Consider the following 25,691-nt stretch of genomic DNA (forward strand, 5'->3'; position numbering starts at 1 on the left):
GGGAGACCCCGTGTCCGGATTCGTCGTAAAGCCCGAGCCGGTTCAGGTGCCGGGCCTCGTCCACCTCCACACCGGCAAGGTGCGCGATCTCTACCGCGACGAGGACGGCCACCTCGTCATGGTCGCCAGCGACCGCATGTCCGCCTTCGACTGGGTGCTCCCCACCGAGATCCCGGACAAGGGCCGCGTCCTCACCCAGCTCTCCCTGTGGTGGTTCGACCAGCTCGCGGACATCGTCCCCAACCACGTCATCAGCACCGACCTCCCCGCCGGCGCCCCCGCCGACTGGGCCGGCCGCACGCTGATCTGCAAGAACCTCGAAATGATCCCGGTCGAATGCGTGGCCCGCGGTTACCTCACGGGATCCGGTCTCGCCGAGTACGAGCAGACCCGCACGGTCTGCGGGCTCGCGCTCCCCGAGGGTCTGGTCGACGGTTCCGAGCTGCCCGGCCCCATCTTCACCCCGGCCGCGAAGGCCGAGGTCGGCGAACACGACGAGAACGTCTCCTACGAGGAGGTCGCGCGCACCACCGGCGTGGAGACGGCGGCGCTGCTGCGCCAGACCACCCTGGCCGTGTACGGGCGCGCCCGCGACATCGCCCGCGAGCGCGGGATCATCCTGGCCGACACGAAATTCGAGTTCGGCTTCGACCGCAGTGGGAGCGAGGACGTGCTCGTTGCCGCCGACGAGGTGCTGACCCCGGACTCCTCCCGCTTCTGGCCGGCCGACCGGTGGGAGCCGGGCCACGCGCAGCCCTCCTTCGACAAGCAGTTCGTCCGCGACTGGCTGTCCTCCCCCGCCTCCGGCTGGGACCGCAAGGGCGAACTCCCGCCGCCGGCGCTGCCGCAGGAGGTCGTGGAGCAGACCCGCGCCAAGTACATCGAGGCGTACGAGCGCCTCACCGGCCTCACCTGGAAGAGCTGGTCCTGACGCGCTCAGTCCCTGGGGACCCCGGGGCCCTCCGGCCCCGGGGCACGAAGAAGCCCCCGGTCACGATGACCGGGGGCTTCTCCCTACACAGAGCGGACGACGAGACTCGAACTCGCGACATCCACCTTGGCAAGGTGGTGCTCTACCAACTGAGCTACGTCCGCATGCGCCGTAGCGCGGGGCCTACTATACCCAACCGCGCTCCCGTGCGAGACGCACCGCCGTGTGCCGGTTCTCGGCCCCCAGCTTGGACGCCGCCGAGGACAGGTAGTTGCGTACCGTGCCCTGCGAGAGCGCCGCCCGCTCCGCGATCTCCGCGACGGGCGCCCCGTCCGCCGCGAGTTCCAGCACCTCCGCCTCACGGGCCGTCAGCGGCGAATCGCCCGCGCTGATCGCGTCGGCCGCCAACTCCGGGTCCACATAACGCCCTCCGGCATGCACGGTCCGGATGAGCTCCGCCAGCCGCTGAGCCGACACCGTCTTGGGCGCGAAGGCCCGTACGCCCGCCGCCAAGGCGCGCTTCAGGTGCCCGGGGCGGCCGTGGCTCGTCACGATCATGGTCTTGCAGCCGGGGAGTTCGGCCCGCAGCGATGTGGCCACACTCACACCGTCCGCCCCCGGCATCTGCAGGTCCAGCACCGCCACGTCCGGCTGGTGAGCCCGCGCCATCGCGAGGGCCTCGGGGCCCGACGCCGCCTGGGCGACGACCAGCAGATCGTCCTCCAGGGCCAGGAGTGCGGCGAGCGCCCCCCGGATCAGGTGCTCGTCGTCGGCCAGCAGCACACGTACGGGGCTCATGCCCGCACCCCCTCTTCCCGCACGTCCCACGACTCCTCCGCAACCCGCACGGCCTTCGCGCCCCGGGTCCCCTGCGCGTCGCCCGCGCCCTGGTCCTGGCCGCGCAGCCGCCGTACGGGTATCTCGACCCGTACGCGGAAGCGGCCGCCGGGTACCGGTCCGGCCTCCAGGGTGCCGTCCAGTGCGGCCAGCCGCTCCCGCAGCCCGGCCAGGCCGGAACCGGGCTTCCCGTCCAGCGGCGCCGACCGGGCGGTCACCCCGTCGTTCTCCACGGTGAGCACCAGGCCCCCGCCACCCGCGCCGGCCCCGCCACTGGCGCCGCCCTCCACGTCCGCGGCCACCAGCCGGATCACGCAGCTGCCCGGCTCCCCGTGCCGCAGCACGTTCGTGGTGGCCTCGCGCACCACCCACCCCAGCGCCGACTGCACCGCCGGTGGCAGTGTGCGCCGGTCCCGCAACTCCACGCGGCAGTCGATTCCGGCGGCGCGCAGCACCCCGCGCGCGCCCTCCAGCTCCACCGCGAGGTCCGCCTCCCGGTAGCCGCGCACCACGTCCCGTACCTCTCGCTGCGATTCCCGGGCGATCCGCTGCACCTCGATCATCTGGTCCACCGCCTCGGGGCGTTCGCGCCGCGCCAGCTGGACCGCCAGCTCGCTCTTGAGCGCGATGACCGCCAGGTTGCGGCCCATCACGTCGTGCAGATCGCGGCCGAAGCGCAGGCGCTCCTGCGCCACCGCCAACTGCGCCTGGAGCTCCCGCGAGCGGTCCAGCTCGCGCACGGTGCTCAGCAGCCATGCGGAGAACCCGCAGGCGGCGCTGAGGAACAGGCCGGTGAGCAGCACGCCGACCAGGTACCCCAGGGCCTCGGCGGGCGACAGTCCGAGGGCGAGTACGGCCGCCGCCGCGGCGAGCGCCGCGCCCGGGGCGACGTACTTCATGTGCCCGACCTTCTTCAGGCACAGGACCAGTGACCCGCAGGTGAAGCAGGTCATGCCCGCGATCAGGGTCGGCGCCACCGACGCGTGGCCGGTCAGTCCCGCCTTGCGCAGGACGAGGACGGCCAGGCAGGCCGCGGTCGTCAGGGCGACCGTCGTCACCGCGAGCCGTACCGGGCGCTCGCGCCGCTCCACCAGCCAGTCCAGCGCCCGGGAGGAGAGGACACCCACCAGCACGGAGTGGGCGCACACGAGGAAGAAGAGCCAGACGGCCACCGGCTGGGTGGACTTCTCGGTCGCCGCCCCCAGCGCGGTCAGTCCGAACGAAAAGATCTCGATGAATGCGAAGAGGTGGAACGACCAGCGCGTGTACAGCTCGACCTTCCCCGAACTGCTGCGGTTCTTCCACCACCCCGTCAGCTTCGACACGGCTACCGTCCCCCGGTTCCTCTAGCGGCGCGGTTCCCAGCGGAACCACCGCTGGACAGCAAACACGGTGATCATGATCCAGGCCAGCGCGGTGCGGTGGGCGCCCAGCGGATCGCCCCCGCCCCATCAGGCGGATCCCGCCCCGCCCCCGCCCCATCCGCGGCGCGGCTCCTCGAACTCGATCACCGTGTGACTCATGGCTCAAGCCTCGCGGTGGCCGGGCCCCCGCGGCAGTGCGCGGTGTCACGGCCCCCGGTGACATTTGTCAGGGGCGGCGACATTGGTCCGGACGGCGGCCGGCTCCGCGCTGCCGGGAAAACACGAAGAAGCCCCCGGTCATGATGACCGGGGGATTCTCCCTACACAGAGCGGACGACGAGACTCGAACTCGCGACATCCACCTTGGCAAGGTGGTGCTCTACCAACTGAGCTACGTCCGCATGCACTGCCCTGGGCAATGCACGCATCACTCTACCTGATCCACCGTGGTGGCCGGTAAAGCGATGCAGAGCGGGTGACAGGGATCGCACACTGCGCCTTCCTCCTGGAAGGAGGATGTTCTACTACTGAACTACACCCGCACGACCTTCGGGGCGCTGACCTGTGGCCTGGCCCCTTGGCGTGATCCACACACTAGCCGATCGATGGGGGTGGATGGCAAATCGGCTCTCAGTGGGCCGCGTTGTAGGACTCGTAGACCCGCTTCGGGATGCGGCCGCGCGGGGGGACGTCGAGCTGGTTGGACCGGGCCCAGGCCCGCACCACCGCCGGATCGGGGGCGATGGCGGTGTGCTTGAAGGCCTTCCCGGAGCGGGACTGCCGGCGGCCGGCCGCCACGTAGGGCGCCAGGGCCTTCCGCAGTTTCTTTGCGTTGGCCTCATTGAGGTCGATCTCGTAGGACTTACCGTCCAGAGCGAACGCGACCGTTTCCGCCGCTTCTCCGCCGTCGATGTCATCGGAGAGCGTAACCACTACGCGTTGCACCACGGATATCGGTCCCTTCGCGCGCCCTCACCACCACGTGCTGACGTGCGGTGATGTCGCCTGTGTGGATGTTTCGGAGCAATGCATCTTTCCGCCGGAATCCGGGGTGATTCCTTTGTACCCCGATTCTCATTGCATTGCGAAGCCCAGTTAATTATCTCCGCGTGTCCCGCCGCAATCCCGGCCGCGTGTTTTTCCGGGTGATTTTGCGAAGCGTTGGTGAAGCCGAAACCGCACGGCGATCAAGGCACAGGATATCTACCCGCGTAGAAATTTTGGCCGGGTACGCTGAGGGAACCGCCTTCGCACCAACCACCACACGGGAGTGCCAGTGGCACGCGTCGTAGTCGACGTCATGCTCAAGCCGGAGATCCTCGACCCTCAGGGGCAGGCGGTGCAGCGTGCACTGCCGCGCCTGGGCTTCGAGGGAATCGCCGACGTCCGCCAGGGGAAGCGTTTCGAGCTGGAGGTGGAGGGACCGGTCGACCAGGCCGCCCTCGACCGCATCCACAAGATGGCCGAAACGTTCCTCGCCAACACCGTCATCGAAGACTTCACCGTGAAGGTCGAGGCCTGAGGGTGACCACTCGCATCGGAGTCGTCACGTTCCCCGGGACGCTCGACGACCGTGACTCGCTGCGCGCCATCCGCCTCGCGGGTGCGGAGCCGGTCTCGCTGTGGCACCGCGACAAGGACCTGCACCAGGTCGACGCGGTCGTCCTCGCGGGCGGCTTCTCCTACGGGGACTACCTGCGCGCCGGGGCGATCTCCCGCTTCTCGCCCGTGATGGAGCCCGTCATCGAGCAGGCCAAGGCCGGCATGCCGGTCCTGGGCATCTGCAACGGCTTCCAGATCCTCACCGAGGCCCACCTGCTGCCGGGGGCGATGCTCCGCAACAACGACCTGCACTTCATCTGCCGCGAACAGCAGCTGCGGGTGGAGAACGCGGAGACCGCCTGGACCGGCGACTACACCGCCGGCCAGGAGATCTCCGTCCCGCTCAAGAACATGGACGGCCGCTACACCGCCGACGAGCGCACGCTCGACGAACTGGAGGCCGAAGGCCGCGTGGCCTTCCGGTACCTCGGCGGCAACCCGAACGGCTCGCTGCGCGACATCGCCGGCATCACCAACGCCGCGGGCAACGTCGTCGGCCTCATGCCGCACCCCGAGCACGCGGTCGAACCGCTGATCGGGACCGGCCGCACCGACGGCCTCGGATTCTTCACCTCGATCCTGCGGAAGCTGATCTCCGCATGACGACCGAGCGAAGCAAGGGCACCATGAAGCACAGCCTGGACACCGTCAAGCACGCCACCGACACGCCGGACGCGGGCCAGCCGTGGAAGGAGCTCGGCCTCAAGGAGGACGAGTACGCCCGTATCCGGGAGATCCTGGGCCGGCGCCCCACCGGCGCCGAGCTCGCCATGTACTCGGTCATGTGGTCCGAGCACTGCTCGTACAAGAGCAGCAAGGTCCACCTGAAGCAGTTCGGTGAGAAGACCCCCGAGAACTCGGCCATGCTCGTCGGCATCGGGGAGAACGCCGGTGTGGTCGACGTCGGCCAGGGCTACGCCGTCACCTTCAAGGTCGAGTCGCACAACCACCCCTCGTACATCGAGCCGTACCAGGGCGCGGCCACCGGCATCGGCGGCATCGTCCGCGACATCCTCGCCATGGGCGCCCGCCCGGTCGCGGTCGTGGACCCGCTGCGCTTCGGCGCGGCCGACCACCCCGACACCCGGCGCGTCCTGCCGGGCGTGGTCGCGGGCATCGGCGGCTACGGCAACTGCCTGGGCCTGCCGAACATCGGCGGCGAGGTCGTCTTCGACGCCTGCTACCAAGGCAACCCGCTGGTCAACGCCGGCTGCATCGGCGTGATGAAGCACGAGGACATCCACCTCGCCCAGGCCTCCGGCCCCGGCAACAAGGTCATCCTCTACGGTGCCCGCACCGGCGGCGACGGCATCGGCGGCGTCTCGGTCCTCGCATCCGAGACCTTCGACTCGACCAAGCCGACCAAGCGGCCCGCCGTCCAGGTCGGCGACCCCTTCCAGGAGAAGCTCCTCATCGAGTGCACCTTGGAGATCTTCAAGGAGAAGCTGGTTGCGGGCATCCAGGACCTCGGCGGCGCCGGGCTCTCCTGCGCCACGAGCGAGCTGGCCTCCGCCGGCTCCGGCGGCATGCGGGTCGAGCTCGACACCGTCCCGCTGCGCGACGCGACGCTCTCGCCCGAGGAGATCCTCATGAGCGAGTCGCAGGAGCGCATGTGCGCGATCGTCGAGCCCGCCCACGTCGACCGCTTCATGGAGATCTGCGAGAAGTGGGACGTCATCGCCACCGTCATCGGTGAGGTCACCGACGGCGAGCGGCTGGAGATCTTCTGGCACGGCGAGCAGATCGTGGACGTCCCGCCGCGTTCCGTCGCGCACGAGGGCCCCACCTACGAGCGCCCCTACGCCCGCCCCGAGTGGCAGGACGCGCTCCAGGCGGACGACGCGAACAAGCTCCCCCGGCCGCAGACCCCCGCCGAACTGCGGGCGCAGGTCCTCGCGCTGGTCTCCTCCCCGAACCAGGCGTCGAAGTCGTGGGTCACCGACCAGTACGACCGCTTCGTGCAGGGCAACACCGTCCTGGCGCAGCCCGAGGACGCGGGGATCGTGCGCATCGACGAGGAGTCCAACCTCGGCGTCGCCATGGCCACCGACGGCAACGGCCGCTTCACCAAGCTCGACCCGTACACGGGCACGCAGCTCGCGCTGGCGGAGTCGTACCGCAACGTCGCCGCGACCGGCGCCAAGCCGCTGGCGATCTCCAACTGCCTGAACTTCGGCTCCCCCGAGGACCCCGACGTCATGTGGCAGTTCGCCGAGGCCTGCCGCGGTCTCGCGGACGGCTGCCTCGAACTCGGCACCCCGGTGACCGGCGGCAACGTTTCGCTCTACAACCAGACCGGCGACACCGCGATCCACCCGACCCCGGTCGTGGCGGTCCTCGGGGTCATCGACGACGTCAACCGCCGGACGCCGATGGCGTTCGCGGAGGCCGGCCAGCTGCTGTACCTGCTGGGCGACACCGCCGAAGAGTTCGGCGGCTCCGCCTGGTCCGAGGTCGTCCACCGCCACCTGGGCGGCATGCCGCCCAAGGTCGACCTCGGCCGCGAGAAGCTGCTCGGCGAAATCCTGATCTCCGCCTCGCGCGACGGCATGATCGACGCCGCGCACGACCTCTCCGACGGCGGCGTCATCCAGGCGCTCACCGAGTCCTGCCTGCGCGGCGGCAACGGCGCGCGGATCGTCGTGCCGGAGGGTCTGGACGCCTTCACCTTCCTGTTCTCCGAGTCCGCGGGCCGGGCCATCGTGGCGGTCCCGCGCAGCGAGGAGCTCCGCTTCACCGACATGTGCGCGGCACGCGGCCTGCCCGCCGCCCGCATCGGCGTGGTGGACGGCGAGGAGATCGAGATCCAGGGCCAGTTCACCCTTCCGCTGAGTGAACTCCGCGCGGCCCACGAGGCGACGATCCCGGCCCTGCTGGCCTGATCCCGCCCCTGCCGGAGCCGCTGGCCGAGCCCCCGTCCGTATCGTCCGGGCGGGGGCTCGGCTGTACCCGGACGCGGCGATCACGCCGATGCGTGCGCGAGACGGGGGCCAGGGGGGCGGGAGCGGTCACGGCATACTGCGCCACCGGGACCGCGAGCCGTCGTGGCCGCACCGGACCGGGCTCCCCGCGCCCGAGTAGGGTCGGGACATGCCGCCCGCAAGGAAGAGACCGCGTACCTACGACCCGGCGAGGATCCGCGCGGCCGTCACCGCGCAGTTCGGTCATATCGCCCACGGCGTCAGCGAGTTGAGCCCTCAGCAGCTCGCAGGGCCGAGTGGGGTCGGGGACTGGACCGTGGCCGATCTCGCCGCGCACATCGCCTGGATCGCCGACTCCCTGGCCGTGTGCCTGGACCGGCCGCCCGCCGCCATCCCCGAGCTGACGGCCGTCGAGTGGCCCTTCGCCACCGCGTCCCTCGCGGGGAAGATCTCCGAGGCGGCGCGGGAGACCCTCGACGGCGCGCCGCTGCCCGAGCTGTACGAGCGCGCGGCCGCCCGGATGGCCGAGGCGCTGGCGGCGTACCCAGGCAGCCGGGTGGTGAACCTGTGGATCGGTGCCATGACCCTGGCCGACTTCCTGGTCACGCGCACCGTGGAGCTGGTGGTCCACACCGACGACCTGAACCGCGCCACCGGACTGGCCGTCCCGGTCGAGCGCCAGGCGCTGGCCGCCTGCACCCGGCTGCTCGCCGACGCCCTCGCGGTCAAGGCGCCGGGCGGGTCGGTGGAGGTACGGGTCCCGCCCTTCGCGGTGGTCCAGTGCGTCGAGGGACCCCGCCACACCCGCGGCACTCCGCCGAATGTCGTGGAGACCGACCCGCAGACCTGGGTCCGGCTCGCGACGGGGCGTACGGGATGGGCCGAGGCGGTATCGGAGGCGCGGGTCAGGGCCAGTGGCGAGCGGGCCGACCTGTCGGCGCTGCTGCCGCTCATGGGCTGAGCGCCACGCGCGGGGCGGGGCTGGGCCGGGCGGCGTCGGGCGGGGAGGCGTGGAACCGCCTCGGCGGCCGGTCCGTCACAGTGCCATGCGTACCTTCCGGCACGTCCACGACCACGACCACGACCACGACCGCGTCCACGTCCACGATCGCGCCCGCGTCCTGCGCCACGCCCCGGTCGGACTGGCCCTCGTCCTGGCCCTCGCCGCCTGCGGCGGCGGGGCGACGAACATCGGCGCCGAGCCGCCGCCCGGCCCGACCGGCTCCTGGTCCGTCGCCTCCCTGACCACCGGCGGCCGGACCCTGCACGCGCCCGACGCGGCCCGCATGGACCTCGGCGAGGAGAAGGCCACGGGCAACTACGGGTGCAACGCCTTCACGGCGGAGGTCACCTTCGAGGGGACGTCCGCCCTGACCGTCACGCCCGGCGCCACCACCACCATGGCCTGCGAGCACATGGACTTCGAGGCAGCCTTCGCCAAGCTCTTCCGGGGGCGGCTGACCATCGACGCGGGGCCGGAGCGGCTCACGCTGAAGGCCGCCGACGGGAGCACCCTCGCGATGACCTCGAAGGCCCCCGTCCCGGACGCCCCCCTCACCGGCACGGTGTGGACCGTCGACTCCCTGATCAGCGGCGAGACCGTCTCCTCCGTGCCCGCCGAGGCGGCCGGAAAGGCGCGGTTCACCCTCGCCGCCGACTCCACGGCGAGCGGCAGCCTCGGCTGCAACCGGTTCAGCGCCGAGGCCGCGGTCGAGGGTTCCTCCGTGACCTTCGGGCCGCTCACCTCCACCCGCATCGCCTGCGAGGGCCCGGCGGGCGAGGTCGAACGGGCGCTGAGCGGCCTGTTCGGCAGCGGCCGGCTCAGCTGGAAGATCCAGGGCGGGACCCTGACGCTCACCGCCCCGGACGGCAAGGGTCTGACCGCCCGGGCGGCCTCCGCGGCGGAGTGAGGGGGCGGTGAAACGGCCCGCGCAGTCGCCGGTACGACCGGACAAATCGGGCTCGTACGAACCCACAAGTGCGGCGGACCCCCCACACGGCCGACCCACCGCGTGCGAACGGCCGTGATGCGCCGAGCAGCCCCCGAGGCGACCGGAGCGAGCCGCGCCCTCTCCCGTACCGGACCTCGATCACTGCTGAATGGAGAGCGGGCCGGCCTCGGCGGGCCCGGGCGGCGCGGGTCTTCGTACGAAGCCACAGGCGCGGCCCTGCAAACGGCACCGCCAGCGGCCGCCGCAGTCACCCTCCGCAGGGGTTACCGGACTGTCCGCACTGTGACTTTCGCGAGCCGTCCTCAATTCGGACCAGTGGTCGATCTCGCCTACACTTGAAGGCGTGCCTCGTGGTGATGGACGACTCAACCACGACCTGCTCCCCGGCGAAAAGGGCCCCCAGGACGCTTGCGGCGTCTTCGGTGTCTGGGCTCCGGGTGAAGAGGTCGCCAAGCTCACCTACTTCGGACTGTATGCGCTGCAGCACCGTGGACAAGAGTCCGCGGGAATCGCTGTGAGCAACGGTTCCCAGATCCTCGTCTTCAAGGACATGGGCCTCGTTTCCCAGGTCTTCGACGAAACCTCTCTCGGCTCGCTCCAAGGTCATATCGCGGTCGGTCACGCCCGCTACTCGACCACCGGAGCCTCCGTCTGGGAGAACGCGCAGCCCACTTTCCGCGCGACCGCCCACGGCTCTATCGCCCTGGGTCACAACGGCAACTTGGTGAACACCGCCGAGCTGGCCGAGATGGTCGCCGACCTCCCCCGTCAGGACGGCCGCGCCACTCAGGTGGCCGCCACCAATGACACCGACCTCGTGACGGCCCTGCTCGCCGGGCAGACGGACGACGACGGCAAGCCCCTGACCATCGAGGAGTCGGCCTTCAAGGTCCTCCCCAAGGTCAAGGGAGCCTTCTCGCTCGTCTTCATGGACGAGGGGACCCTCTACACCGCCCGTGACCCCCAGGGCATCCGCCCGCTGGTCCTCGGCCGCCTGGACCGCGGCTGGGTGGTCGCCAGTGAGACCGCCGCCCTCGACATCTGCGGCGCCAGCTTCGTCCGCGAGGTCGAGCCGGGCGAGCTCATCGCGATCGACGAGAACGGTCTGCGCACCTCTCGGTTCGCCGAAGCAAAGCCCAAGGGCTGTGTCTTCGAGTACGTCTACCTGGCGCGCCCGGACACCGACATCGCCGGCCGGAACGTCTACCTCTCGCGCGTCGAGATGGGCCGGCGCCTCGCCAAGGAAGCCCCGGTCGACGCCGACCTGGTGATACCGACGCCGGAGTCCGGTACTCCCGCCGCCGTCGGATACGCCGAGGCCAGCGGGATCCCGTACGGCTCCGGCCTGGTCAAGAACGCCTACGTCGGCCGGACCTTCATCCAGCCCTCGCAGACGATCCGCCAGCTCGGCATCCGCCTGAAGCTCAACCCCCTCAAGGAAGTCATCCGGGGCAAGCGCCTGGTGGTCGTCGACGACTCCATCGTCCGCGGCAACACCCAGCGCGCCCTGGTCAAGATGCTCCGCGAGGCCGGCGCGGCGGAGGTCCACATCCGGATCTCCTCGCCCCCGGTGAAGTGGCCGTGCTTCTTCGGCATCGACTTCGCCACCCGGGCCGAGCTGATCGCCAACGGCATGTCGGTCGATGAGATCGCCACTTCCCTGGGCGCGGACTCGCTCTCGTACATCTCGCTCGACGCGATGGTCGAGGCGACCACCATCCAGAAGCCCAATCTCTGCCGTGCCTGCTTCGACGGCGAGTACCCGATGGAGCTGCCCGACCCGCAGCTCCTGGGCAAGCAGCTGCTGGAGACCGAGCTGGCCGGCGGCACGGACGCCGCCGACGCGCTCCGCCGCCCGTAGAGCCCCTAGTTCCGGTAGATCCCGTAGAACCTCTTGCTCCACGGGCCCCGCAGCCCCGCACTCACCGCAGTAACGACACGAAAGCTCTCTCCTGTCATGACAGAGAAGACCACCGGTGCCAGCTACGCAGCCGCGGGCGTCGACATCGAAGCGGGAGACCGCGCCGTCGAGCTGATGAAGGAGTGGGTGAAGAAGACGCAGCGCCCCGAGGTCCTCGGCGGCCTCGGCGGTTTCGCCGGCCTCTTCGACGCCTCCGCCCTGAAGCGCTACGAGCGCCCGCTGCTCGCCTCCGCCACCGACGGAGTCGGCACCAAGGTGGACATCGCCCGCCAGCTGGGCGTGTACGACACCATCGGCCATGACCTCGTCGCGATGGTCATGGACGACATCGTCGTCTGCGGCGCCGAGCCGCTCTTCATGACCGACTACATCTGTGTCGGCAAGGTCCACCCGGAGCGGGTCGCCGCCATCGTCAAGGGCATCGCCGAGGGCTGTGTCCTCGCCGGCTGCGCGCTGGTGGGCGGCGAGACCGCCGAGCACCCGGGCCTGCTGGGCCCGGACGACTTCGACGTCGCGGGCGCCGGCACGGGCGTGGTCGAGTACGACCGGCTGCTGGGCGCCGATCGCATCCGTAAGGGTGACGCCGTCATCGCGATGGCTTCGTCCGGCCTTCACTCGAACGGGTACTCGCTGGTCCGGCACGTCCTCTTCGACCGGGCCGGGATGTCCCTGGACAGCCACATCGAGGAGTTCGGCCGCACCCTCGGCGAGGAGCTCCTGGAGCCCACCAAGATCTACTCGCTGGACTGCCTGGCTCTCACCCGTACGGCCGAGGTGCACGCCTTCTCGCACATCACCGGCGGTGGCCTCGCGGCCAATCTGGCCCGGGTCATCCCGGACCACCTGCACGCCACCGTGGACCGTACGACCTGGGCCCCCGGCGCGGTCTTCGACCTGGTCGGCAAGGCCGGCGCGGTCGAGCGGCTGGAGCTGGAGAAGACGCTGAACATGGGCGTCGGCATGATGGCCGTCGTGCCCGCCGAGTCGGTGGACGTGGCGCTGACCGTGCTCGCCGACCGGGGCGTCGAGGCCTGGGTCGCCGGTGAGATCGTCGAGCGCGGCGCCCACACCGAGGGTTCCACCCTGACCGGTTCCTACGCGGGCTGAGGCAGCACGAAACCCGGTCCGGGGCGATGCCCTGGACCGGGTTTCCTGTTTTCACCTGGTCAGACTGTGTACGTGGTCCAGCTGGTCAGACCCTTCGGCCTGGTCAGACGGTCAGCGCGTCAAGCGCCGCGACGCTGTGCCGACGGACCGGACTCCTCGTCCTCGTCGTCGTCATCGCCGTTGTACATCTCCGCGTACTTGGCGTACGGGTCGTCGTCATCCTGATCGTCATCGACTTCGACCGGCTCGCTGATAGGCAGCGGCTCTGTCGGCGATGCGCCCAGCTCATTGGCCAGACGTGAGAGGTCGGTCCCGCCGCTGTTGTACTTCAGCTGGCGGGCGACCTTTGTCTGCTTGGCCTTGGCCCGGCCGCGCCCCATGGCTCGACCCCCTCGGTGACGGGGCTCGACGGCCCCAGAGTCTGACACGCGTTCATGGTTCGGAGCGGTCTCTCCGTGGAGAGACCGTCCGTAGGGGTTTAACGGTACCTGCTTCCGCGGCCATACGGTACGCCGACCGCCTGACGCGCCCCGGGGCAGAACCAGCAAGACGCCCCGTCCTCGCTGGTCAGCTGCGATTTTAACCCTTTCCTGACGGGCGACCCGCCGAAGCGCAGTGAGTTCCGTCTCGCCGCGCCCCGGCGGGGCGTCCCTCAGGTCTGCCAGGTCCGTCGGGCTCGGTCAGGTCCGTCGAGTCCGTCAGGTCGCGAACTCCGCTAGACGGCGCGGCGGGCGCGGGCCTCCGCCATCCGCTGCTCGGCGATCCGGTCGGCCGCCGCGGCCGGCGGGATCCCGTCCGCCTTCGCGCGGGCAAATATGGCCAGGGTGGTGTCGAAGATCTCCGACGCCTTCGCCTTGCACCGGTCGAAGTCGAAGCCGCGCAGCTCGTCGGCGACCTGGATCACCCCGCCGGCGTTGACCACGTAGTCCGGTGCGTAGAGGATCCCGCGGTCCGAGAGGTCCTTCTCGACGCCCGGGTGGGCGAGCTGGTTGTTGGCCGCACCGCACACGATCTTGGCGGTCAGGGCGGGCACGGTGTCGTCGTTCAGGGCGCCGCCGAGCGCGCAGGGCGCGTAGACGTCCAGGCCGGGCACGCGGATGAGTGCGTCCGTGTCGAGCACCGCCGTGACCTTGCCCGGGTGCCGCTCCAGGATCCGGCGTACGGACTCCGCCCGCACGTCCGTGATCACGACCTCGGCGCCGTCCTCCAGCAGGTGCTCGACCAGGTGGTGGCCGACCTTGCCGACACCGGCCACGCCGACCTTGCGGCCGCGCAGGGTCGGGTCGCCCCACAGGTGCTGGGCGCTGGCCCGCATGCCCTGGAAGACGCCGAAGGCGGTGAGCACCGAGGAGTCGCCGGCGCCGCCGTTCTCCGGGGAGCGGCCGGTCGCCCAGCGGGTCTCGCGGGCCACGACGTCCATGTCCGCGACGTAGGTGCCGACGTCGCAGGCGGTGACGTAGCGGCCGCCGAGGGAGTCCACGAAGCGGCCGTAGGCCAGCAGCAGTTCTTCCGTCTTCAGGACGTCGGGGTCCCCGATGATCACGGCCTTGCCGCCGCCGAGGTCGAGACCGGCGAGGGCGTTCTTGTAGGACATGCCGCGCGAGAGGTTCAGCGCGTCGAGGACGGCCTCCTCGTCGGAGGCGTACGCGTGGAAGCGGGTGCCGCCGAGGGCGGGGCCCAGGGCGGTGGAGTGGATCGCGATGACGGCCTTCAGGCCGGTGGCTCGGTCCTGGCACAGCACGACTTGCTCGTGACCTCCCTGTTCCGTGCGGAACAGGGTGTGCAGGACGCCGTCGGTCATTTCGGTCACGGTGGTGACTCCCATGGGAGAGATGCGGCGGAGTGACGCCCGCCCTGCGGGTGGGGGAGGGCGTGCTGGGAGCAGAGTAAGACCTGCGGGGCGGGCGTGGTCCAGGTGTCCGTGGATCGGAACTCTCCCGGAGTACGGGCGCCCGCCGGGACCGGACGGCGGCCCGTGTGCGGAGTACCTCCGGGCGGGGCGGGGGAGTACGAGAGCGTGAGCGAATCCCCCGATCCCCTGCTGCCCGCCGCGCGCTCGGCGCCGGTCGTCCCGTACGCCTCCTACCTGCGCGTCTACGAGCCGCTGACGGCCTTTCCGGAGCCGGAGCGCGCGCACTGGGCCGACTACGCGCGGCGGGGGGTGACTCCCACCGCCCAGGACGAACTGCGCCGGTCGCTGGCCGACTTGGTACGGGTCCCGGTGGTGGCCGTCCCGGCGCAGGAGAGCGCGGACGCCTTCACGGCGGAGGTGGACGGGGTGCTGCTGGTCTGCCCGTGGCGGACGAGGCTGCGCGGGTGGCTGGCGCTCCAGGAACTCGTGGAGTGGTTCCCGCGCCCGGTGCTGGACGCGGCGCTCCCGCCGGAGATGCGGCGGCGGGCGGCCGACGCGTACGAACACTGGCGCGAGCGGAACCCGGACGCGCGCCCGTGGATCCGTACGGGCGTGTGGCAGGTCCCGCTGCGCTGGTTCGTGCTGGTGTCCGACGCGGAGCGGGAGTACGTGCCGGGCGAGCGGCTGCGCTACCGGACGCCGATGGTCCAGGCCCGGCGGCGCCTCGCGCGCGCCCTGCGGACCCTGCGGGAGGCGGAGGGGTACGACATGCTCGCCGAGGGCCTGGTGGAGGTCGGGAGCTGGCTGGAGGAGTTCCACCCGCGTTCCATGGTCGAGCTGGACTACGGAGGCCTGCTGTACGCCCTGCCGGCGGACGGACTGGCGGCCGACCACTCGGCCCGGGACCTGGCGGCGGGGATCGCCGCGCTGCGGGCGGGGGACGCGGAGGGCGCGGCCGAGGCGTACGGCGAACTGGCGGACCGCTGGCGATCGGTCCGGGAGAGGCTATTCGCGAACTAGGTCCGAACTCGGTCCTGTCCGGGCCCGGAGCAGCCCGTACGTACCCCCGCGTATCGTCTCAACAGGCATAAGTGGCCGATCAGGGCACTGATCACCGCATTGGGACCGTTGTGCCGGGACCTACGTCCCGATACGGGCCATTGGCCCAAGGGTGACGGACCGCACTATCTACACCCTTGCGCCCTTCCCCTACCCTCGTGCCAAAATAGGACAAGGAGTCCGGGGAGGGTTCCTTCCGTCCATTTAGAGGCGGAATGCTCGGCATTGTGCTCTACGGGGGGTCTGATGGCTCCTGATCGCTCTGTGACTGATCGTTACAGTGGGGTGACTGTCCGTTATGGGACGGTCCATCGGCTTCCGCCGCTGATGAACACCTCGGAGGGCAATTCCATCGGTTTGGCCGTCGAGGCTGGACGGATGGTGTAGTTGTAGTGCCGAGGACAAGCCGTTCGTCCTATAACCGACTCGGCCCGCGTATGTCCATTTCGGGCAACGCGGGCCAAGGTGCAGAATTTAGAGGAAAGAACCGAGATGGTTCGGTTCTCCCGAGGAGGCCGCTCATGACCGCTCGCACCCCTGATGCCGAGCCGCTGCTGACCCCGGCTGAGGTTGCCACGATGTTCCGCGTGGACCCGAAGACGGTCACCCGCTGGGCCAAGGCTGGCAAGCTCACGTCCATCCGCACCCTGGGTGGACACCGCCGTTACCGCGAGGCTGAGGTTCGCGCACTGCTCGCGGGAATTCCGCAGCAGCGCAGCGAGGCCTGAGGTTCGCAGCACCCCTGTTTTAACGGGTTCATATCGGGTCCCCCAATCCGATGAAACCCACATGCTTCATGCGGCCCGACCCGCCCCAACGGGTTCGTGGCCGTTCGATCGCGCTGGACTCCGCCGGGTCCAGCGCGATCTTTTTTGTGCCCGGGTCCGGGCGATATGACGCTGATGCGGGGGCCTCGAAGTGTAGGTGCCATTGCACATATTAAATTGAGCCGACGTATGCATGCGGTAAAAGTATGAGTCCCAAAAACTCATGCGGTGACTCCCGTCACAGATGATCACTCTTGTACAACCGGCAATGCACCCGTAAGGGGACGTGTCCCGCCGTGCCCCTCACGCGAAAGGGGGATTTCTCGTGACGGCGGAGCGGGCTGTGCCGCTGGGGAGATCCGGCGGCCCGGCGCCGGCGCCGGGTGCGCGCGTCGGTGGAAGGCCGGTACGGCTCGGGGGCGTGGAGAAGGGGGCCAGGGGCCGCAACGGGTGCTCAGCCGGCCTCTAGGGGGCTGCGGGGACCCTTCCCGGGCCGCACGCCGCTGCGAGGGCGCCCGCAGGCCGGTACGAACGCGTCAGGGCCCGTATCCCTTGGGGATACGGGCCCTGATCTTCTGCGAACCTGACGGGACTTGAACCCGCGACCTCCACCTTGACAGGGTGGCGAGCTAACCAACTGCTCCACAGGTCCTTGCTCGCGGCCGATTTCCCGGCTGCGAATCAGACTGTACAGCAGCTCAGGGGCTGCGGTCGAACCCGATCACGGAGCCGCCGCGTCAACCGCCTTCACGATCCGCTTGTCGGACACCGGATACGCCGTCCCCAGCGCGTGGGCGAAGTAGCTGACCCGCAGTTCCTCGATCATCCAGCGGATCTCGGTCACCGAGGACGGCACCGGCCGGCCCTTCGGCAGCTGCTCCAGCAGCCAGGCGTACTCGTCCTGCATCTCGTGGACCTTCTCCATGCGCGTGGTGTCGCGCTGGACGCCCGTGGGCATCTGCTGGAGCCGCCGGTCCGCCGCCACGAGGTAGCGCATCAGGTCCGGCAGCCTGCGCAGTCCGGTCAGCGTCACGAAGCCGGCCGGCATGAGGGCCGCCAGCTGCGTCCTGACGTCCAGGAGGTTTGCCGCCAGCGCCGGACTGCTGGTCGCCTTCAGGCGGCGCTCACAGGCCTGCCAGGCGGCCAGCACCTGCTCCACCTGCCCGACCGTGCGCACGGTCGTGTCCACCAGGTCGGCGCGGACCGCCTCGTAGAGCTTGCGGAAGCCCGCCTCGTCCCATGCCGGGCCGCCGTGGTCCGCGATCAGCTTGTCGGTCGCCGCGGTCGCGCAGTCGTCGAACAGCGCCTGGATGGAGCCGTGCGGGTTCCTCGACAGGGCCAGCTTCTGCTGGTTGGTCAGGTGGTCCGACGCGAACTTCGCCGGATTGACCGGGATGTTCAGCAAGATCAGCTTCCGCGTGCCCAGCCACATCGCCTGCTGCTGCTCGGCCTCCGTGTCGAAGAGCCGTACGGAGACGCTCGCTCCCTCGTCCACCAGCGCCGGGTAGGCCTTCACCGGCTGGCCCGCTCGCCGGGTTTCGAAGACCTGGGTCAGCGTGCCGATGGTCCAGTCGGTCAGCCCGGTCCGCTCCACCGACTCCCCGCCCGCCCGCTCGGCGGTGGCCGCGGCGGCCTGGGAGAGGGCCTGGCGGGCCTTCGGCTTGAGGCGCAGCCGCAGCGTTTCGAGGTCCTTGTCCTCGGCGAGGTTCTTGCGCCGCTCATCGACGATCCGGAAGGTGATCTTCAGGTGGTCCGGGACCCGGCTGAGATCGAAGTCCTCGGCGGAGACCGGCACCCCCACCATCCGCTGGAGCTCGCGCGCCAGCGTCACCGGCAGCGGCTCCCGCAGCGGCACCGCGGTGTCCAGGAAGCGGCTCGCGAAGTTCGGCGCGGGCACGTAGTGCCGGCGGATCGGCTTGGGCAGGGACCGGATCAGCTCGGTGACCACCTCTTCCCGCAGCCCCGGGATCTGCCAGTCGAAGCCCTCGTCGGTGACCTGGTTCAGGACGTGCAGCGGGATGTGCACGGTCACGCCGTCCGCGTCCGCGCCCGGCTCGAACTGGTAGGTCACCCGGAACTTCAGCTGCCCCTGCTGCCAGGTGTCCGGGTAGTCGGCCTTGGTGACGCCGGCCGCCTTCTCGGTCAGCAGCATCTCGCGCTCGAAGTCGAGGAGTTCCGGCTCCTCGCGCTTCCTGTGCTTCCACCAGGAGTCGAAGTGCGCCCCGGAGACCACGTGCTCGGGGATCCGCTGGTCGTAGAAGTCGAAGAGCGTCTCGTCGTCCACCACGATGTCCCGGCGCCTGGCCCGGTTCTCCAGCTCCTCCACCTCGGTGAGGAGCTTGCGGTTGTCGGCGTAGAACTTGTGGTGGGTGCGCCAGTCCCCCTCGACCAGCGCGTGGCGGATGAACAGCTCGCGGGAGACCTCGGGGTCGATCCGGCCGTAGTTGATCTTCCGCTGGGCGACGATCGGTACGCCGTACAGCGTGACCCTCTCGTACGCCATGACCGCGGCCTGGTCCTTCTCCCAGTGCGGCTCGCTGTAGGTGCGCTTGACCAGATGCTGCGCCAGCGGCTCGACCCACTCGGGCTCCACCTTGGCGTTGACCCGCGCCCACAGCCGCGAGGTCTCCACCAGCTCCGCCGACATCACGAACTTCGGCTGCTTCTTGAAGAGCGCCGAGCCCGGGAAGATCGCGAACTTGGCCCCGCGCGCACCCAGGTACTCGTTCTTGTCCGTGTCCTTGAGGCCGATGTGCGACAGCAGACCGGCCAGCAGCGAGACGTGGATCACCTGCTCGGGGGCATCGGCTTCGTTGACGTGGATACCCATGGTCTTGGCGACCGTACGCAGCTGCGAGTAGATGTCCTGCCACTCGCGGATCCGCAGGAAGTTCAGGTACTCCTGCTTGCACATCCGGCGGAAGGAGGAGGAGCCGCGCTCCTTCTGCTGCTCGCGGACGTAGCGCCACAGGTTCAGGAAGGCCAGGAAGTCGCTGGTCTCGTCCTTGAAGCGGGCGTGGTTCTGGTCGGCCTGGGTCTGCTTGTCCGAGGGGCGCTCGCGCGGGTCCTGGATGGACAGGGCCGCCGCGATGACCATGACCTCGCGTACGCAGTTGTTCTTGTCGGCCTCGATGACCATGCGGGCCAGCCGCGGGTCCACGGGCAGCTGGGAGAGCTGGCGGCCCATCGGCGTCAGCCGGTGCCCCTTGCTGCCCGACCGGGGCCCCTTCTCCTCGGGGTCCAGCGCGCCGAGCTCCTGGAGCAGCTGGATGCCGTCGCGGATGTTGCGGTGGTCCGGCGGATCGATGAAGGGGAACTTCTCGATCTCACCGAGGCCGGCCGCGGTCATCTGGAGGATGACGGAGGCGAGGTTCGTGCGCAGGACCTCGGCGTCGGTGAACTCGGGACGGGAGAGGAAGTCGTCCTCCGAGTAGAGCCGGATGCAGATGCCGTCGCTGGTACGGCCGCAGCGGCCCTTGCGCTGGTTGGCACTGGCCTGGGAGATCCGCTCGATGGGCAGCCGCTGCACCTTCGTGCGGTGGCTGTAGCGGGAGATCCGGGCGGTGCCCGGGTCGATCACGTACTTGATGCCCGGGACGGTGAGGGAGGTCTCGGCGACGTTGGTCGCGAGGACGATGCGGCGGCCCGTGTGCTGCTGGAAGACCCGGTGCTGCTCGGCGTGGGAGAGGCGCGCGTAGAGCGGCAGGACCTCGGTGAAGCGCAGGTTGCGCTTGTTCAGCGCGTCCGCGGTGTCGCGGATCTCGCGCTCGCCGGAGAGGAAGACCAGGACGTCGCCCGGGCCCTCGGCCTGGAGCTCGTCCACGGCCTCGCAGATCGCCGTGATCTGGTCGCGGTCGCTGTCCTCGCCCTCCTCTTCGAGGAGGGGCCGGTAGCGGACCTCGACCGGATAGGTGCGCCCGCTGACCTCGACGATCGGCGCGTCCCCGAAGTGGCGGGAGAAGCGCTCCGGGTCGATGGTCGCCGAGGTGATCACGACCTTGAGGTCGGGGCGCTTGGGCAGCAGCTGGGCCAGGTACCCCAGCAGGAAGTCGATGTTCAGGGACCGCTCGTGGGCCTCGTCGATGATGATCGTGTCGTAGCCGCGCAGCTCGCGGTCCGTCTGGATCTCGGCGAGCAGGATGCCGTCGGTCATCAGCTTCACGAAGGTCGCGTCCTGGTCCACCTGGTCGGTGAACCGGACCTTCCAGCCGACCGTCTGGCCGATCTCGGACTTCAGCTCCTCGGCGATCCGCTCCGCGACCGTGCGGGCGGCGATCCGGCGGGGCTGCGTGTGCCCGATCATCCCGCGGACGCCGCGGCCCAGCTCCATGCAGATCTTGGGGATCTGGGTGGTCTTGCCGGAGCCGGTCTCGCCCGCGACGATCACGACCTGGTGGTCGCGTATCGCCTCGGCGATCACGTCCTTCTTCTGGCTGACGGGCAGGTTCTCGGGATACGTGACCTCCGGCATCCGCGAGGCGCGCGCGGCCAGTCGCTCGGCGGCCTTGGAGGCCTCCGCGGCGATCTCGTCGAGTACGGCCTGCTTGGCCTCGGGCTTGCGGATGCGGCGGGCGCCTTCAAGGCGGCGGCCGAGGCGGTGCGCGTCACGGAGGGAGATCTCACCGAGAAGCGTCTGCAGGGCGGCGAAGGAAGTAGACATACCTGGTCGAGGATCTCACCTGGTCCCGCCGGGTGGCGAACGCATTTGCCCGTGGACCCGTACCATTTCGGGACGACTGCCCCGTCCACCGTTGGTGAGAGGCCCCACGTATGCCCAGCAGCCCGCTCCGCGGCGGCGTGTGGCATCTGCCCGCCGCGCTGCTGGCGGTGCTGCTCTGCGCCGTGGCGTGGGCGTGGGCGGGGGCCGGCTCGTATGCCGGGGCGGTGATCGCCCCGTCGGCGGAGGCGGCCGGAGCCCCGGCCATGGCCCTGCTGGCGCCCGGAGCCACGGCCCTGGGGGCCGCCGAAGCCGGGCCTCTCCCGGCGACCGGAGCCGTGCCCCTCGGGGCCGCGGGCGCCCCGGCCCTCCCGGCGACCGGAGCCCCGGCACTCGGGGTGACTGGAGCCTCAGCCCTTCGGGCCAGCGGAGCCCCGGCCCTGGGGGTGACCGGAGCCGCGGCCCTGGGGGCCGCCGGAGTCGCCGCGCGGCAGGCCGCCTTCGAAGCCGCCGCGCTCCCGGCCGCTTCCCTCCGTACCGCCTTCCCTCGGGCCGCTTCCGTCCCGGCCGTTTCCCCTGGGACCGCCGCGTCCGCCGGTCAGCCATCCGTCGCGGACGGTGTCGGCCGGGCCGGCACCGAGGGCGGGGCACGGCGTTGCGGCCCCGGGCCGGGAGGGGCTGACCACGCCCCCGGGCTCCCGGCGCGCGCCTCCGCGTCCGCCGAGCACGGCACGCCGGCGGCGACCCGGCCGGCGCCGGCCGGGAGCGGGGTCCCCTTCACGACCCCGCGCGCGGTGCTGTGCGTACGGGGGCCGGACCGGCCGGCGCCGGGGCCCCTGGAGCTGTCGGTCATCCGGGTGTGAGCAGACCGGTCCACCCGGTCCCCTTTCCTTCCCTACCGCTGGAGCACCCGTATGTCCCCGTCTCCGTCCAAGGCTCCGAAGGCCTCCAAGGCTCCCAAGGCCGGCGCAGCTTCCAAGTCCTCCAAGTCCTCCAAGTCCTCCAAGTCCTCCTTGACGCCCCTGCTGTTCGCCGCCGGGGTCGCGGTGGCCGCCGTCACCCTCGGCCTGGTCTCCTGGCAGGCCACCGCCCCCGCCGACCGTGCCACCGGCCGGGCCGGAGCCTCCTCCTCCGCCGCGCCCCGTACAGGCGCCGACGCCGGCGCCGGCGCCGGCGCCGAGCTGATGAAACTCGCCCGCCGCGAAGCCGGTGACAAGCTCGCCCTCGGCCGCCCCGACGCGCCCGTCGTGCTGATCGAGTACTCCGACTTCAAGTGCGGCTACTGCGGCAAGTTCGCCCGTGACACCGAGCCCGCGCTCGTCAAGAAGTACGTCGAGGACGGCACCCTGCGCATCGAGTGGCGCAATTTCCCGATCTTCGGCGCCGACTCCGAGGCCGCCGCCAAGGCCGCGTGGGCGGCGGGGCGGCAGGACCGCTTCGCGCAGTTCCACGCCGCCGCGTACGCCGACGGCTCGAAGGAGAAGGGCTTCGGCGAGCCCCGCCTCCTGGAACTGGCGCGGCAGGCCGGAGTCCCGGACCTGGAGCGCTTCAAGCAGGACATGGCCGGGGAGCCGGCCGCAGCGGCCCTGCGCAAGGACCAGGAGGAGGGCTACCGCATCGGCGTCACCTCCACCCCCTCCTTCCTCGTCAACGGGCGCCCGATCGCCGGGGCCCAGCCGCTCGACGCCTTCACCGCCGCCATCGCCCAGGCCGAGGCGGCGGCGAAGCAGTGACCGGCATCGGATACCTGGCCGCCCTGCTGGGCGGTCTCCTCGCGCTGCTCAGCCCGTGCAGCGCCCTGCTGCTGCCCGCCTTCTTCGCGTACTCGATCGACTCCGCCTCGCGGCTGCTGGCGCGCACCGGGATCTTCTACGCGGGCCTCGCGAGCACCCTCGTACCGCTGGGGGCGGCCGGCTCGTACGCCGGGCGGTTCTTCCACAGCAACCGCGACGGCCTCGTCCTGGCCGGCGGCTGGCTGATCATCGCGCTCGGCCTCGCGCAGATCCTGGGCCTGGGCTTCGCCTCGAAGCGGATGGCGGAGCTGTCGGGCCGGATCCGGCCGACGACGGCCCTGTCGGTGTACGCGCTCGGCGCGGTCTACGGACTGGCGGGCTTCTGCGCCGGCCCGATCCTGGGCAGCGTCCTGACGGTGGCGGCGGTCAGCGGCAGCCCGCTCTACGGGGGCCTGCTGCTGGCGGTCTACGCGCTGGGGATGGCCGTACCGCTCTTCGTGCTGGCCCTGCTGTGGGAGCGGTTCGAGCTGGGCCGGCGGCGCTGGCTGCGCGGGCGTGCCTTCACCGCGGGCCGCTTCGAGCTGCACACCACCTCGGTGCTGTCCGGGCTGTTCTTCATCACCCTGGGCGTCCTGTTCCTCGCCTACGACGGGGCGAGCGCGCTCCCGGGGCTGCTGGACGTGGACGACTCCTTCGCCGTGGAGCAGCGGGTCCGGTCGGTCGCGGACGCGGTCCCCGACTGGGCGGTGCTCGGACTGGTCGTGGCCGGGGCAGCGGCCGTCGGGGTGGCCCAGTGGCGCCGCAGGGCGCGGGAGGCGGCGCAGGCGGAGGCCGAGGCGGCCGTCGACGCCGGGCGGGCCGGGGAGTAACGCGGAAGGCCCCGTCCGGGGGACGGGGCCTTCTCGCGGTGGCTGGGGCCGGGGTCGAACCGGCGACCTATCGCTTTTCAGGCGATCGCTCGTACCAACTGAGCTACCCAGCCAAGGGCATCCCCAGCTCGTAGAGCGAGGGGACGAAGCCGTTTCCGGCTTCAGCGATCCTGACGGGACTTGAACCCGCGACCTCCACCTTGACAGGGTGGCGAGCTAACCAACTGCTCCACAGGACCTTGCAGTGTGCAAAACCAAGTCTTGCACACGGTAATGCGTACCCCCAACGGGATTCGAACCCGTGCTACCGCCTTGAAAGGGCGGCGTCCTGGGCCACTAGACGATGAGGGCTAAAGGCCCGCCTGGGCGCTTTCCAGCGCGTCGGGGACGTGAGAAGCATATGGGATCCGGGCGGCGATCGCCAAAACGGTTTCCCCCGGAGCGACAATGGCCCGGTGCTGGAGATGACGCGCGAGGAGTTCGAAGAGCTGGTCGCCGAGGCCCTGGACCGGATCCCGCCGGAGCTGACGCGACTGATGGACAACGTGGCGGTGTTCGTCGAGGACGAGCCGCCCGCCGACGACCCCGAGCTGCTGGGTCTGTACGAGGGGACCCCGCTGACGGACCGCGGCGAGTGGTACGCCGGGGTGCTGCCGGACCGGATCACGATCTACCGCAATCCCACCTTGCGGATGTGTGTGGACCGGGAGAGCGTGGTCGCTGAGACGGAGGTCACCGTGGTCCACGAGATCGCGCACCACTTCGGCATCGACGACGACCGGCTGCACGCCCTGGGCTACGGATGACCCGGCCGGCGGCGGGCGGGATGACCCGGCCGGCGGCGGGCGCGGAGGCGATCGACCCGGACGTCGATCTCCACGTGCCGGCGCAGCGCGCCGAACCGCTGGGCCGGGTGGTCGCGGCGGTGGCGGCGGGCGGCGCGGCCGGGGCCTCGGCGCGGTACGGGATCTCCCTGCTGTGGTCGGCCGGACCCGGCGCCTTCCCCTGGGCGACCTTCTGGATCAATGTGGCCGGCTGTGCGCTGATCGGTGTCCTGATGGTGCTGATCAGCGAGGGCGGGCGGCCGGCGCATCCCCTGGTGCGGCCCTTCGCCGGGGTCGGGGTGCTCGGCGGCTTCACCACGTTCTCCACCTATGCCGTGGACTTCTCCCTGCTCCTGGACGAGGGCGAGGCCGGGACCGCCCTGGCGTACGCCGGGCTCACGGCGGTGGCCGCGGTGGGCGCCGTATGGGCGGCCGCGACGGTGACCCGGAGCGCGGTCGCGGCGGTGACGCGGCGGGCGCACGCCCGGTGAACTGGCTGCTCGTGGTGGCTGGCGCCGCCGTCGGGGCGCCGCTGCGCTACCTGGTGGACCGCGCCGTGCAGGCACGGCACGACTCGGTCTTCCCCTGGGGCACCTTCGCGGTCAACGCCGCCGCCTGCCTGCTGCTGGGCGCGCTGACCGGCGCGGTGCTGGCGGGGGCCTCCTCCGCGCGGCTGAACCTGCTGCTGGGGACCGGACTCTGCGGGGCGCTGAGCACGTACTCGGCCTTCTCGTACGAGACGCTGCGGCTGGCCGAGCGCGGCTGGAAGTTCCTCGCGGCGGCCAATGTGGCGGCGTCGGTGCTGGTCGGGCTGGGCGCCGTCCACCTCGGCTCGCAGGTGGCGCGGCAGCTGTTCGCCTGAGGCAGGCCGCCGGTGCGCGCCGAGGGCGTGTCTCTTACGGGTCAAAGGGAGTTGGGCACATTGACCCGCACATGCGGACTCGTCCCACGCTCATCCCCCGGCTCCCGTCCGGGTGGACCCCCAGGTTCCGGAGGTGCCCCGTGCGCCAGTTGTCCGCTTCGCTCCGACTGGCTGCCACCGCGCTCGCGGTCGCGGCGACAGCGGGCTGCATGAGCGTCGGGGAGGGCGCCGCCAAGCCCGCGCCCTCCTCCTCGGCGGACGGCCGAGGGGGCGCCGGGGCGGAGGGCGGTTCCGCTTCGGGGCGTGGCTCCGGGGGCCAGGGCAACAAGCCCGGCGCGAAGGACGGTACGGGGAACCAGGACGGCAAAGCGCGGGAGGACGGCAAGGCCTCCGGCGCGACCGGAGCCTCGCCCGGCCCGGGGGCACCCAGCGG

The 25,691-nt window shown here is 70.9% G+C and carries 22 protein-coding genes, 7 tRNA genes and 1 pseudogene; 16 read left to right on the top strand and 14 right to left on the bottom strand.

Annotation, left to right across the window (positions count from 1 at the left end):
• The first annotated feature begins 10 nt into the window (after window positions 1–10).
• Complete coding sequence (locus ACWDX7_RS16625) at window positions 11–931, top strand: phosphoribosylaminoimidazolesuccinocarboxamide synthase (RefSeq protein WP_451488688.1); 921 nt, start codon at window positions 11–13, stop codon at window positions 929–931.
• A 91-nt stretch (window positions 932–1,022) separates the two neighbouring features.
• Here the strand turns inward: ACWDX7_RS16625 and ACWDX7_RS16630 are convergent.
• The 7 genes and pseudogenes from ACWDX7_RS16630 to ACWDX7_RS16660 form a co-directional block, all read right to left on the bottom strand.
• A tRNA-Gly gene (locus ACWDX7_RS16630) sits at window positions 1,023–1,095 on the bottom strand.
• Between the two features lie 22 nt (window positions 1,096–1,117).
• Complete coding sequence (locus tag ACWDX7_RS16635) at window positions 1,118–1,729, bottom strand: response regulator (RefSeq protein WP_451488687.1); 612 nt, start codon at window positions 1,727–1,729, stop codon at window positions 1,118–1,120.
• Window positions 1,726–3,093 (bottom strand): sensor histidine kinase, encoded by a 1,368-nt coding sequence (locus tag ACWDX7_RS16640; RefSeq protein ID WP_451488686.1) that lies wholly within the window; start codon window positions 3,091–3,093, stop codon window positions 1,726–1,728. Before ACWDX7_RS16640 ends, ACWDX7_RS16635 begins: the two co-directional genes overlap by 4 nt.
• Window positions 3,094–3,114: 21 nt before the next feature.
• A pseudogene (locus ACWDX7_RS16645) lies at window positions 3,115–3,216 on the bottom strand (ABC transporter permease); the annotation flags it as partial.
• A 244-nt stretch (window positions 3,217–3,460) separates the two neighbouring features.
• Window positions 3,461–3,533: transfer RNA gene (locus tag ACWDX7_RS16650), tRNA-Gly, on the bottom strand.
• A 69-nt stretch (window positions 3,534–3,602) separates the two neighbouring features.
• Window positions 3,603–3,674: transfer RNA gene (locus ACWDX7_RS16655), tRNA-Gly, on the bottom strand.
• Window positions 3,675–3,762: 88 nt separating this feature from the next.
• Window positions 3,763–4,080: a histone-like nucleoid-structuring protein Lsr2 gene (locus tag ACWDX7_RS16660; RefSeq protein WP_451488685.1), complete on the bottom strand. Its 318-nt coding sequence runs from the start codon at window positions 4,078–4,080 to the stop codon at window positions 3,763–3,765.
• A 322-nt stretch (window positions 4,081–4,402) separates the two neighbouring features.
• On the opposite strand from ACWDX7_RS16660, the gene purS reads away from it, so the two are divergent.
• The 7 genes from purS (at window position 4,403) to purM (ending at window position 12,635) form a co-directional block, all read left to right on the top strand.
• Window positions 4,403–4,654: a phosphoribosylformylglycinamidine synthase subunit PurS gene (purS, locus tag ACWDX7_RS16665; protein WP_008740952.1), complete on the top strand. Its 252-nt coding sequence runs from the start codon at window positions 4,403–4,405 to the stop codon at window positions 4,652–4,654.
• Between the two features lie 2 nt (window positions 4,655–4,656).
• Complete coding sequence (purQ, locus tag ACWDX7_RS16670) at window positions 4,657–5,337, top strand: phosphoribosylformylglycinamidine synthase subunit PurQ (protein ID WP_451488684.1); 681 nt, start codon at window positions 4,657–4,659, stop codon at window positions 5,335–5,337.
• A gap of 23 nt (window positions 5,338–5,360) precedes the next feature.
• On the top strand, window positions 5,361–7,616 hold the full coding sequence (gene purL, locus ACWDX7_RS16675) for a phosphoribosylformylglycinamidine synthase subunit PurL (protein WP_451488895.1): 2,256 nt from the start codon (window positions 5,361–5,363) through the stop codon (window positions 7,614–7,616).
• Between the two features lie 208 nt (window positions 7,617–7,824).
• Complete coding sequence (locus ACWDX7_RS16680; protein WP_451488683.1) at window positions 7,825–8,616, top strand: sterol carrier family protein; 792 nt, start codon at window positions 7,825–7,827, stop codon at window positions 8,614–8,616.
• Window positions 8,617–8,701: 85 nt separating this feature from the next.
• Entirely contained in the window at window positions 8,702–9,565 is an 864-nt protein-coding gene (locus ACWDX7_RS16685; protein ID WP_451488682.1) for an META domain-containing protein, read from the top strand.
• 385 nt (window positions 9,566–9,950) lie between these two features.
• Window positions 9,951–11,468: an amidophosphoribosyltransferase gene (gene purF, locus ACWDX7_RS16690; RefSeq protein ID WP_451488681.1), complete on the top strand. Its 1,518-nt coding sequence runs from the start codon at window positions 9,951–9,953 to the stop codon at window positions 11,466–11,468.
• A 96-nt stretch (window positions 11,469–11,564) separates the two neighbouring features.
• A complete protein-coding gene (gene purM / locus ACWDX7_RS16695; RefSeq protein WP_451488680.1) occupies window positions 11,565–12,635 on the top strand; it encodes a phosphoribosylformylglycinamidine cyclo-ligase in 1,071 nt (356 codons plus the stop codon).
• A 119-nt stretch (window positions 12,636–12,754) separates the two neighbouring features.
• Here the strand turns inward: purM and ACWDX7_RS16700 are convergent, their stop codons facing one another.
• Both ACWDX7_RS16700 and ACWDX7_RS16705 read right to left on the bottom strand, forming a co-directional pair.
• A complete protein-coding gene (locus tag ACWDX7_RS16700) occupies window positions 12,755–13,015 on the bottom strand; it encodes a DUF3073 domain-containing protein (protein WP_451488679.1) in 261 nt (86 codons plus the stop codon).
• A gap of 335 nt (window positions 13,016–13,350) precedes the next feature.
• Window positions 13,351–14,445, bottom strand: a complete 1,095-nt coding sequence (locus tag ACWDX7_RS16705) for a Leu/Phe/Val dehydrogenase (protein WP_451488678.1) — start codon at window positions 14,443–14,445, stop codon at window positions 13,351–13,353.
• Window positions 14,446–14,676: 231 nt separating this feature from the next.
• Between ACWDX7_RS16705 and ACWDX7_RS16710 the strand changes: the two genes are divergently transcribed.
• Window positions 14,677–15,507 carry a hypothetical protein gene (locus ACWDX7_RS16710; RefSeq protein ID WP_451488894.1) on the top strand — a complete coding sequence of 277 codons (831 nt, stop codon included), beginning with the start codon at window positions 14,677–14,679 and terminating at the stop codon, window positions 15,505–15,507.
• A gap of 560 nt (window positions 15,508–16,067) precedes the next feature.
• Entirely contained in the window at window positions 16,068–16,274 is a 207-nt protein-coding gene (gene bldC, locus ACWDX7_RS16715; protein ID WP_003949541.1) for a developmental transcriptional regulator BldC, read from the top strand.
• Between the two features lie 617 nt (window positions 16,275–16,891).
• On the opposite strand, the gene ACWDX7_RS16720 is transcribed toward bldC, so the two are convergent.
• A tRNA-Asp gene (locus tag ACWDX7_RS16720) sits at window positions 16,892–16,965 on the bottom strand.
• A gap of 69 nt (window positions 16,966–17,034) precedes the next feature.
• Complete coding sequence (gene hrpA, locus ACWDX7_RS16725) at window positions 17,035–20,973, bottom strand: ATP-dependent RNA helicase HrpA (protein ID WP_451488677.1); 3,939 nt, start codon at window positions 20,971–20,973, stop codon at window positions 17,035–17,037.
• Window positions 20,974–21,083: 110 nt separating this feature from the next.
• On the opposite strand from hrpA, the gene ACWDX7_RS16730 reads away from it, so the two are divergent.
• Genes ACWDX7_RS16730 through ACWDX7_RS16740 form a run of 3 tightly spaced genes read left to right on the top strand, consistent with a single transcriptional unit; the run spans window position 21,084 to window position 23,572 of the window.
• Window positions 21,084–21,833, top strand: a complete 750-nt coding sequence (locus ACWDX7_RS16730; RefSeq protein ID WP_451488676.1) for a hypothetical protein — start codon at window positions 21,084–21,086, stop codon at window positions 21,831–21,833.
• Window positions 21,834–21,884: 51 nt separating this feature from the next.
• On the top strand, window positions 21,885–22,703 hold the full coding sequence (locus ACWDX7_RS16735; protein WP_451488675.1) for a DsbA family protein: 819 nt from the start codon (window positions 21,885–21,887) through the stop codon (window positions 22,701–22,703).
• A complete protein-coding gene (locus ACWDX7_RS16740) occupies window positions 22,700–23,572 on the top strand; it encodes a cytochrome c biogenesis CcdA family protein (protein ID WP_451488674.1) in 873 nt (290 codons plus the stop codon). Before ACWDX7_RS16735 ends, ACWDX7_RS16740 begins: the two co-directional genes overlap by 4 nt.
• A 39-nt stretch (window positions 23,573–23,611) precedes the next feature.
• On the opposite strand, the gene ACWDX7_RS16745 is transcribed toward ACWDX7_RS16740, so the two are convergent.
• The 3 genes from ACWDX7_RS16745 to ACWDX7_RS16755 all read right to left on the bottom strand — a co-directional run bounded on the left by ACWDX7_RS16745 (window position 23,612) and on the right by ACWDX7_RS16755 (window position 23,923).
• A tRNA-Phe gene (locus ACWDX7_RS16745) sits at window positions 23,612–23,685 on the bottom strand.
• Window positions 23,686–23,737: 52 nt separating this feature from the next.
• Window positions 23,738–23,811 (bottom strand) — tRNA-Asp (locus ACWDX7_RS16750).
• A 39-nt stretch (window positions 23,812–23,850) separates the two neighbouring features.
• Window positions 23,851–23,923: transfer RNA gene (locus ACWDX7_RS16755), tRNA-Glu, on the bottom strand.
• Window positions 23,924–24,027: 104 nt separating this feature from the next.
• Here ACWDX7_RS16755 and ACWDX7_RS16760 point away from each other — a divergent pair.
• Genes ACWDX7_RS16760 through ACWDX7_RS16770 form a run of 3 tightly spaced genes read left to right on the top strand, consistent with a single transcriptional unit; the run spans window position 24,028 to window position 25,258 of the window.
• The gene (locus ACWDX7_RS16760; RefSeq protein WP_451488673.1) at window positions 24,028–24,378 is read left to right on the top strand and encodes a metallopeptidase family protein; all 351 of its coding nucleotides are present in this window, start codon (window positions 24,028–24,030) and stop codon (window positions 24,376–24,378) included.
• Window positions 24,379–24,398: 20 nt separating this feature from the next.
• Window positions 24,399–24,887, top strand: a complete 489-nt coding sequence (locus ACWDX7_RS16765) for a FluC/FEX family fluoride channel (protein WP_451488672.1) — start codon at window positions 24,399–24,401, stop codon at window positions 24,885–24,887.
• Complete coding sequence (locus ACWDX7_RS16770; RefSeq protein ID WP_451488671.1) at window positions 24,884–25,258, top strand: fluoride efflux transporter FluC; 375 nt, start codon at window positions 24,884–24,886, stop codon at window positions 25,256–25,258. The genes ACWDX7_RS16765 and ACWDX7_RS16770 overlap by 4 nt, the downstream gene beginning before the upstream one ends.
• Window positions 25,259–25,691 lie beyond the last annotated feature (433 nt).

It is taken from the genome of Streptomyces sp. NPDC003034 (genome assembly GCF_053591375.1).

What these genes read in the sequence shown, in the direction of transcription:
- purM (WP_451488680.1), top strand. Translation starts at nt 11,565, where the DNA reads ATGACAGAGAAGACCACCGGTGCCAGCTACGCAGCCGCGGGCGTCGAC.
- bldC (WP_003949541.1), top strand. Translation starts at nt 16,068, where the DNA reads ATGACCGCTCGCACCCCTGATGCCGAGCCGCTGCTGACCCCGGCTGAG.
- hrpA (WP_451488677.1), bottom strand. Translation starts at nt 20,973, where the DNA reads ATGTCTACTTCCTTCGCCGCCCTGCAGACGCTTCTCGGTGAGATCTCC.
- ACWDX7_RS16685 (WP_451488682.1), top strand. Translation starts at nt 8,702, where the DNA reads ATGCGTACCTTCCGGCACGTCCACGACCACGACCACGACCACGACCGC.
- ACWDX7_RS16730 (WP_451488676.1), top strand. Translation starts at nt 21,084, where the DNA reads ATGCCCAGCAGCCCGCTCCGCGGCGGCGTGTGGCATCTGCCCGCCGCG.
- ACWDX7_RS16700 (WP_451488679.1), bottom strand. Translation starts at nt 13,015, where the DNA reads ATGGGGCGCGGCCGGGCCAAGGCCAAGCAGACAAAGGTCGCCCGCCAG.
- ACWDX7_RS16635 (WP_451488687.1), bottom strand. Translation starts at nt 1,729, where the DNA reads ATGAGCCCCGTACGTGTGCTGCTGGCCGACGACGAGCACCTGATCCGG.
- ACWDX7_RS16765 (WP_451488672.1), top strand. Translation starts at nt 24,399, where the DNA reads ATGACCCGGCCGGCGGCGGGCGCGGAGGCGATCGACCCGGACGTCGAT.
- purL (WP_451488895.1), top strand. Translation starts at nt 5,361, where the DNA reads ATGAAGCACAGCCTGGACACCGTCAAGCACGCCACCGACACGCCGGAC.
- ACWDX7_RS16680 (WP_451488683.1), top strand. Translation starts at nt 7,825, where the DNA reads ATGCCGCCCGCAAGGAAGAGACCGCGTACCTACGACCCGGCGAGGATC.
- ACWDX7_RS16735 (WP_451488675.1), top strand. Translation starts at nt 21,885, where the DNA reads ATGTCCCCGTCTCCGTCCAAGGCTCCGAAGGCCTCCAAGGCTCCCAAG.